At 32.6% G+C, this 7413-nt stretch carries 5 protein-coding genes and 1 pseudogene; 3 read left to right on the forward strand and 3 right to left on the reverse strand.

Features of this window, described 5'->3' with window-relative positions:
- A partial coding sequence (locus tag WBN21_RS06240) for a hypothetical protein (RefSeq protein WP_424198502.1) occupies positions 1–1019 on the reverse strand: 1019 nt, incomplete at its 3' end.
- A gap of 727 nt (positions 1020–1746) precedes the next feature.
- On the opposite strand from WBN21_RS06240, the gene WBN21_RS06245 reads away from it, so the two are divergent.
- The 3 genes from WBN21_RS06245 (at position 1747) to WBN21_RS06255 (ending at position 4717) form a co-directional block, all read left to right on the forward strand.
- Positions 1747–3336, forward strand: a complete 1590-nt coding sequence (locus tag WBN21_RS06245) for a peptide chain release factor 3 (RefSeq protein ID WP_424198504.1) — start codon at positions 1747–1749, stop codon at positions 3334–3336.
- A gap of 132 nt (positions 3337–3468) precedes the next feature.
- Complete coding sequence (locus tag WBN21_RS06250; protein WP_424198505.1) at positions 3469–3699, forward strand: (4Fe-4S)-binding protein; 231 nt, start codon at positions 3469–3471, stop codon at positions 3697–3699.
- Positions 3700–4129: 430 nt separating this feature from the next.
- Complete coding sequence (locus tag WBN21_RS06255; RefSeq protein ID WP_424198506.1) at positions 4130–4717, forward strand: hypothetical protein; 588 nt, start codon at positions 4130–4132, stop codon at positions 4715–4717.
- A gap of 161 nt (positions 4718–4878) precedes the next feature.
- Here the strand turns inward: WBN21_RS06255 and WBN21_RS06260 are convergent, their stop codons facing one another.
- A complete protein-coding gene (locus WBN21_RS06260) occupies positions 4879–5196 on the reverse strand; it encodes a DUF3467 domain-containing protein (protein ID WP_424198507.1) in 318 nt (105 codons plus the stop codon).
- Between the two features lie 150 nt (positions 5197–5346).
- Positions 5347–7413: pseudogene (locus WBN21_RS06265) on the reverse strand (DNA-directed RNA polymerase subunit beta'); the annotation flags it as partial.

A 7413-nucleotide genomic window follows, 5' to 3' on the forward strand; every position in this document is an offset into this window, starting at 1 on the left:
CCCCAAGCACTATTACTAGGGGCAACAGTAAGAGCATTTTCATTACTGGAAGCGTAAGAGTATCCTCCACGACCACCTCCAGAAGAAGTAGTCACCGCATTTCCATTTGCAATATAATCTGGGTCCAAAGCCCAGGCAGCCGATCCTGTACATGTAGTACACATCACACCAGCACCATTGAACCAAACATTTCCATTATTTCCATTTGCACCACCGCCACCTCCAGCGTTATGGGCATTTCCTCCACCTCCACCATTTGCAGGTGCTCCTCTTCCATATCTACCACCTAATGCATCATATTCTGGGCCGAAACCAGCAATACTTTCTCCCTTTTCAGCACTTATACTTGATGATGAGGAAATATAATCAGTATAAACATTTGCACCATGTTGAGAAGTGTCATTTTCTCTCACTCCTCCTCTGAATCCAATACTTGATACATCTATAGTTCCATTATTAACAATATTCACAGCATTGATTGCAACGATTCCACCAAATCTATATGCACCACTATCCTGCCAAGGAGATGCTATAATTGAAGCACCAGCATTAATGGTAAGTGTATCATATTGAGGCACCTTCACAACTTGTGTAAAACCAGCGACTAAATATCCAAAAGTTGATGGGCAAATCGTTATATCATTACCGGCAACACCTTGAACATAAGCATATTCGTATGTTCCGGCACCATTTAAACTTGTTACAGCACCAAAATTCACCGAATTAGAAGAATTAATTACTGCCCCTTGAGCTTGATATATCAAGATAAGGTCCCCAGCTGCAAGTCCACCCAATTCTCCAGCAATATCATTTACTGAAATTGTAGTTGCACCTATAGCAATATCTGCTGTAACACCACTATAATTGTTAACGATAGTATTCGTTCCTGTTATAGTTAAATTGCCATCTATGGCATATTGAGAATAACTAGTACTAAATGAAAAAAGTCCAATACAAACTAATAATAGTTTTACATAGGAAGTCTTAATTAAAGATGTGAATCGAGTAAAGATTTTCATATTATTTTTGGGTGAAATTGATTTCATTTTAAATTGAAAAATATTAATTTAATTTATCAAATGTTGATTTGTGGAAATTCTGTTTAATTATTATAATGACAATCAACAAATGTAACATACACTTTAACAAAACTGATTTTAATGACTACTTAATTAGTACTCATTAAACTTAATTGAAAACTATATTTATCAATTACAACAAATTTTATCGTAATTTTTAAAACCGATAAAATGTTGGAGAAACATGTAAAGTTCTTCATATTTAAAAAAGTGAAATTGGTGTTTTTTGTGATATTTTTATCCCATTAGCAGAAACTATGGCTAATGGTTTTAATTTGTCGTGAATGGAAGCATTATAAAATCTCATTGAATTTTTATTAGCAAATTTTAAACGCTTAAAGTGTACCATACTAGAGAGATTATGATAATTGCTACTATTTTTAATTAATTAGCTATAAAAATATAAAAATTATTTAACAAATGTTTACATAATCCTAATAATAGCAAATAAGCCATATTTTTTTTTTAGTCAATTTAATATGCATAATATTCTTTTGATTTAATCAAAACTAAAATAAAATCAACAAAAGGTTCAACATTTATATTATTAGACACACCTTTACCCCCTAGAGTCACATAATTTAAAACAAATTTTCATTTTCTTTTATTAACCTTAATATTCTACAAAAACCTAAATATAAAGTATATTTGCCAAAATTTAATTTTCATGTCTTTTTTAAAAGAAATACAACGTAGACGCACCTTTGGAATCATCTCGCACCCCGATGCTGGTAAAACTACTTTAACAGAAAAACTACTATTGTTTGGCGGTGCCATACAAGAAGCCGGTGCTGTAAAAAGTAACAAAATAAAAAAAGGAGCTACGAGTGATTTTATGGAAATTGAGCGCCAGCGTGGAATTTCTGTGGCAACCTCTGTTTTAGCTTTTGAATATGATGGCATTAAAATTAATATTTTAGATACACCAGGACATAAGGATTTTGCTGAAGATACGTTTAGAACCCTAACTGCTGTTGATAGTGTTATTGTAGTTATTGATGTTGCAAAAGGTGTTGAGGAACAAACTGAAAAACTTGTGGAAGTTTGTAGAATGCGTAAAATTCCTATGATTGTATTCATTAATAAAATGGATAGAGAAGGAAAGGATGCTTTTGATTTACTTGATGAAGTTGAACAAAAACTAGGGCTAAAAGTAACACCTTTAAGTTTCCCGATAGGCATGGGTTATGACTTTAAAGGCATTTATAATCTCTGGGAAAAAAACATTAATCTTTTTAGTGGTGATAGCAGAAAGGATATCGAAGAAACGATTGAAATTTCAGATTTGTCATCGCCCGAATTGGATAAATTAGTTGGCGAGAAAGCTGCAAATACTTTAAGGGAAGAAATTGAACTAGTTGAAGGTATTTATCCAGGTTTTAATAAAGAGGACTATTTAAATGGAAACCAACAACCCGTGTTTTTTGGTTCAGCTTTAAATAATTTTGGTGTTAGGGAATTGTTGGATTGCTTTATAGAAATTGCTCCAAAACCAAGACCAAAGCAAAGTGAAGAACGTTTGGTAAAACCCGAAGAAAAAAAGTTTAGCGGTTTTGTTTTTAAAATTCATGCCAATATGGATCCAAATCATAGAAATCGACTGGCCTTTGTTAAGATTGTTTCCGGTGAATTTAAACGTAATGCGCCGTATTTACACGTAAGGAATAATAAGAAGGTTAAATTTTCTAGTCCGAATGCTTTTTTTGCTGAAAAGAAAGAAATAGTTGATATATCTTATCCAGGGGATATTGTTGGTTTACAAGATACCGGAACCTTTAAAATTGGGGATACTTTAACCGAAGGAGAAATTTTAAATTACAAAGGTGTACCAAGTTTTTCACCTGAACATTTTAGATATATTAATAATGCTGATCCTTTAAAATCAAAACAATTATTTAAAGGTATTGATCAACTTATGGACGAAGGTGTAGCACAACTTTTTACTTTAGAGCTTAACGGCAGAAAGGTAATTGGTACCGTTGGAGCTTTACAATATGAGGTTATTCAGTATAGGTTAGAGCATGAATATGGTGCTAAATGTACTTATGAAAACTTAAATGTACATAAAGCTTGTTGGGTTGACCCGAAAAACTCTAAAAGTGATGAATACAAGGAATTTGTTAGAGTTAAGCAACGTTTTTTGGCAAAAGACAAACACAATCAGTTGGTGTTTTTAGCAGACTCACCTTTTTCTTTGCAAATGACACAACAAAAATATCCAAACATAAAACTTCATTTTACATCTGAATTTGATTAATAACACCTTGTTATTCATCGATTTTCAGTTGTTTATCAATCTTTAAGTGTTTTTTATCGAAAAATTTTAGTCTGAAACAAGTTGTTTTCTAGTTTTAAAATAGAATCATAACCCCCAAATCATGATCTACTTATGGAAACAACTGCTAATATTTTTAGAAATTCGGATATCATAGTATCCTACAAACCATGTATTTGCATTAATGCTGAACGTTGTATAAGACAATTATCAGATGTGTTTAGTAACAATGTAATACCTTGGGTAAATTTAGAAAACACCAACACTAAGAAAATAATTAAACAAATAAAAAAGTGTCCTTCGGGTGCTTTAAAATTTAGTTTGGCAAAAAATACAGTTAATTAATTTTAATCTGATTAATCTTAAAACTGATCTTAAAATTAAAAATACTTAAAATAAGATAGTTTAAAGCTGTTATATAAGTCCGTTAAACAAAATACACCTAAAACAAAATAAAATTAAAAAAACCACGTTTATAGAGGTCGTGTTTTTAGTAATTATAAAGTAAATTTATGAATATTTACTTTTTTATAAGTATTTTATATTCTTAATTTAAATTTCATTAAAAGTTAAATGCATTAAAAAAAAAGTTCGCATAAATTTATTAGTTAAGAAACTATTTTAATTTACTTTACTGTTAAATTGAAGTTTATAGCTTACCTCTTAGAATGTGATTTTGAAGCTACCAAAGATTATTTTATTATCTTTATACTAATCAAATTTTTGTATTTAAATAATTATCAAATTATTTTTAAAATAACCCTACAGTTACAACATGAAACTCCTTTTTATTTATGGAGCCTTTATATGGCTTTTGACATCCTCTCTTTCTGCGCAAATTGGTATTAACACAACTAATCCACAAGAAACATTACATGTTGCAGGAACAGTACGTATTGATAACACAAACCAAGCGACCGTTACAGCCACAAAAATTTTTGGATTGGACGCAGTTGGTACACTACGAGAGATTAGCATTGGCCCCAGGCTTAAATTATCCAATAATGTTATTATTGCTACTAATGATCATTATTTTGGTAGTATATCACTAACTACTAAAACCAATCATAATGTAGATTTGTTACTTGATAATGGCGAAACCAATGAAGGAAAAACTATAATAAAAATTAATAATACGGCTGGTGATACGGAATTTACAGGCATCAAAGATGGTTATGATGGACAGCATATTTGGATCTATGCACAATCAGGTAAAGTGACTCTCAAAAAGAATGACACAAATTCGAGCGCAGGTAATCGCATTGAAGATAATGACAGACTAGCGGCAGAACAATGGGCGATGATTGAACTAGTTTATGATGGTGCCAGATCTAAATGGATTGTTATGCACCATAACCATTAATTACCGATTAATTATCCAAACCATTTTAAACTACTTGAGTTTAACATCTATAGCAATGCCTGCCCCGTTGGACCAAAATTCAACGGCATCGGTGGTTGCTCCAAAAAAGACATTTCGAGCACCTTTTAATTTACATTCCCATTAGTTTTTCTTCTGGAATATTAAGCTTGTCCAGTCGGACCAAAATTCAACGGTATTGGAGGTTGTTCGTAATCTTTAATTTCACCATGAGCATTTTCAAATTTACTCACATTCTCACCTAATGCCTTTAATAAACGCTTGGCATGTTGTGGTGTTAAAATAATCCTAGACTTCACTTTATTCTTAGGAACTCCTGGCATTATGTTTACAAAATCTACAACAAACTCCGAAACGGAATGGTTTATTATAGCCAGATTGGAATATGTTCCTTCAGCAACTTTCTCATCAAGCTCAATATTAATTTGACCTTGTTTTGGTTTGTCTTTTTCTTCTGCCATAATTATTTGTTTATATTATAAAAGCCTTCAGGTATAAATATACATGAAGGCTTTTGTTTTATTAGAATTACACTTTACGAAAATCTAGCTAAAGATTAAGGTTTTGCGATATTCCAGATGAGATTCCCGCCTTCGCGGGAATGACAAATATTAATTATAATTTAACTCTTGTTTTACTTGCATCATTTCATCAAACTCTTCTTTAGAGCCAACTATGATATCAGTATACCTTCTCATACCAGTACCTGCAGGAATTCTGTGTCCTACAATTACATTCTCTTTCAAGCCTTCTAACGTATCTACTTTACCAGCAACTGCTGCCTCATTAAGTACTTTAGTTGTTTCTTGGAAAGATGCAGCCGAGATAAACGATTTTGTTTGAAGCGAAGCTCTTGTAATACCTTGAAGTATTGGAGTTGCCGTTGCAGGTTGTGCATCTCTAGCCGTTACCAATGCTTTATCTTCTCTTCTTAAAATTGAATTCTCATCTCTTAACTCACGAGGTGAAACAATTTGTCCAGCTTTAAGATTCGTTGAATCTCCAGCATCATCAATAACTTTCATTCCGAAAATATCATCATTTTCTTTAATGAAATCTGCTTTATGAGCTAATTGATCTTCTAAGAATATAGTATCACCAGAATCAATGATTCTAACTTTACGCATCATTTGTCTTACAACAACCTCAAAGTGCTTATCATTAATTTTCACACCTTGTAAACGATATACTTCTTGTACTTCATTCACTAAGTATTGTTGAACTGCTGAAGGGCCTTTGATATTCAAGATATCATTAGGAGTTATAGAACCGTCAGATAATGGCATACCCGCTTTTATAAAATCATTTTCTTGAACAAGAATTTGACTTGATAATTTCACTAAGTATTTCTTAATATCACCTGTTTTAGATTCTACAATAATCTCACGATTACCTCTTTTAATTTTACCAAAAGATACCACACCGTCAATAGCACTTACTACCGCTGGGTTTGATGGATTACGTGCTTCGAACAACTCTGTTACACGAGGAAGACCACCAGTAATATCACCTGCTTTAGAAGATTTACGAGGAATTTTCACTAAAATCTTTCCAACAATAATTTTCTCATTATCGTCAATCATTAAGTGAGCGCCAACTGGTAAGTTGTATGAACGCATCGTTTCTCCTTTAGCGTCTTCAATATGAAGCGTTGGAATAAGCTTTTTATTTCTAGATTCAGAAATTACTTTTTCTTGGAAACCTGTTTGTTCATCAATTTCAACTTGATATGTAACACCTTGTTCAACGTTTTCATATCTCACTTTACCAGCAAATTCTGAAACAATAACACCATTATATGGATCCCAAGTACAAACTACATCACCTTTACTTAATGTATCTCCATTCTTAATAAGAATAGTAGAACCGTAAGGAATATTATTAGTACTTAAAACAATACCTGTTTTCTTATCAGCAAGTTTAAGTTCAGACGTTCTAGAAATAACAATATCAATATTATTTCCTTCGCTATCTTTTCCTTTAACCGTTTTTAAATCTTCAATTTCAGCGATACCATTAAACTTCACAGCTAAATTATTTTCCTCTGAAATGTTACCTGCAATACCACCAACGTGGAATGTACGAAGCGTTAACTGAGTACCTGGTTCACCAATTGATTGTGCAGCAACTACACCAACAGCTTCACCACGTTGTACCATTTTACCGGTAGCTAAGTTTCTTCCGTAACATTTAGCACAAATACCTTGTAATGCTTCACAAGTTAATGCTGAACGAACTTCTAAACTATCAATAGGCGATGCTTCGATTGCTTTAGCGATAGGATCTTCAATTAATTGTCCAGCTGAAACTAATAGCTCTTCAGTAATAGGGTCATACACATCATTCAATGATACACGACCAACGATTCTTTCTTCTAACCTTTCAACAACTTCATCATTCTTTTTCAATGGTTCAACTTCAACACCTCTTAATGTACCACAATCCTCAGAATTGATAATTACATCTTGAGATACATCTACCAAACGACGCGTTAAATAACCCGCATCGGCAGTTTTAAGAGCCGTATCGGCAAGACCTTTACGAGCACCGTGAGTAGAAATAAAGTATTCTAAAATTGAAAGTCCTTCTTTAAAGTTTGAAAGAATTGGATTCTCAATAATCGATCCACCACCTGCAGTAGATTTTTTAGGCTTAGCCATTAATCCACGCATACCTGT

Origin of the sequence: Algibacter sp. (assembly GCF_049667265.1) — a bacterium.
Lineage (GTDB): Bacteria > Bacteroidota > Bacteroidia > Flavobacteriales > Flavobacteriaceae > Algibacter_B.

Excerpts from the sequence above, each read along its gene's own strand:
- WBN21_RS06255 (WP_424198506.1), top strand. The coding sequence starts at position 4,130 with ATGAAACTCCTTTTTATTTATGGAGCCTTTATATGGCTTTTGACATCC.
- WBN21_RS06245 (WP_424198504.1), top strand. The coding sequence starts at position 1,747 with ATGTCTTTTTTAAAAGAAATACAACGTAGACGCACCTTTGGAATCATC.
- WBN21_RS06250 (WP_424198505.1), top strand. The coding sequence starts at position 3,469 with ATGGAAACAACTGCTAATATTTTTAGAAATTCGGATATCATAGTATCC.
- WBN21_RS06260 (WP_424198507.1), bottom strand. The coding sequence starts at position 5,196 with ATGGCAGAAGAAAAAGACAAACCAAAACAAGGTCAAATTAATATTGAG.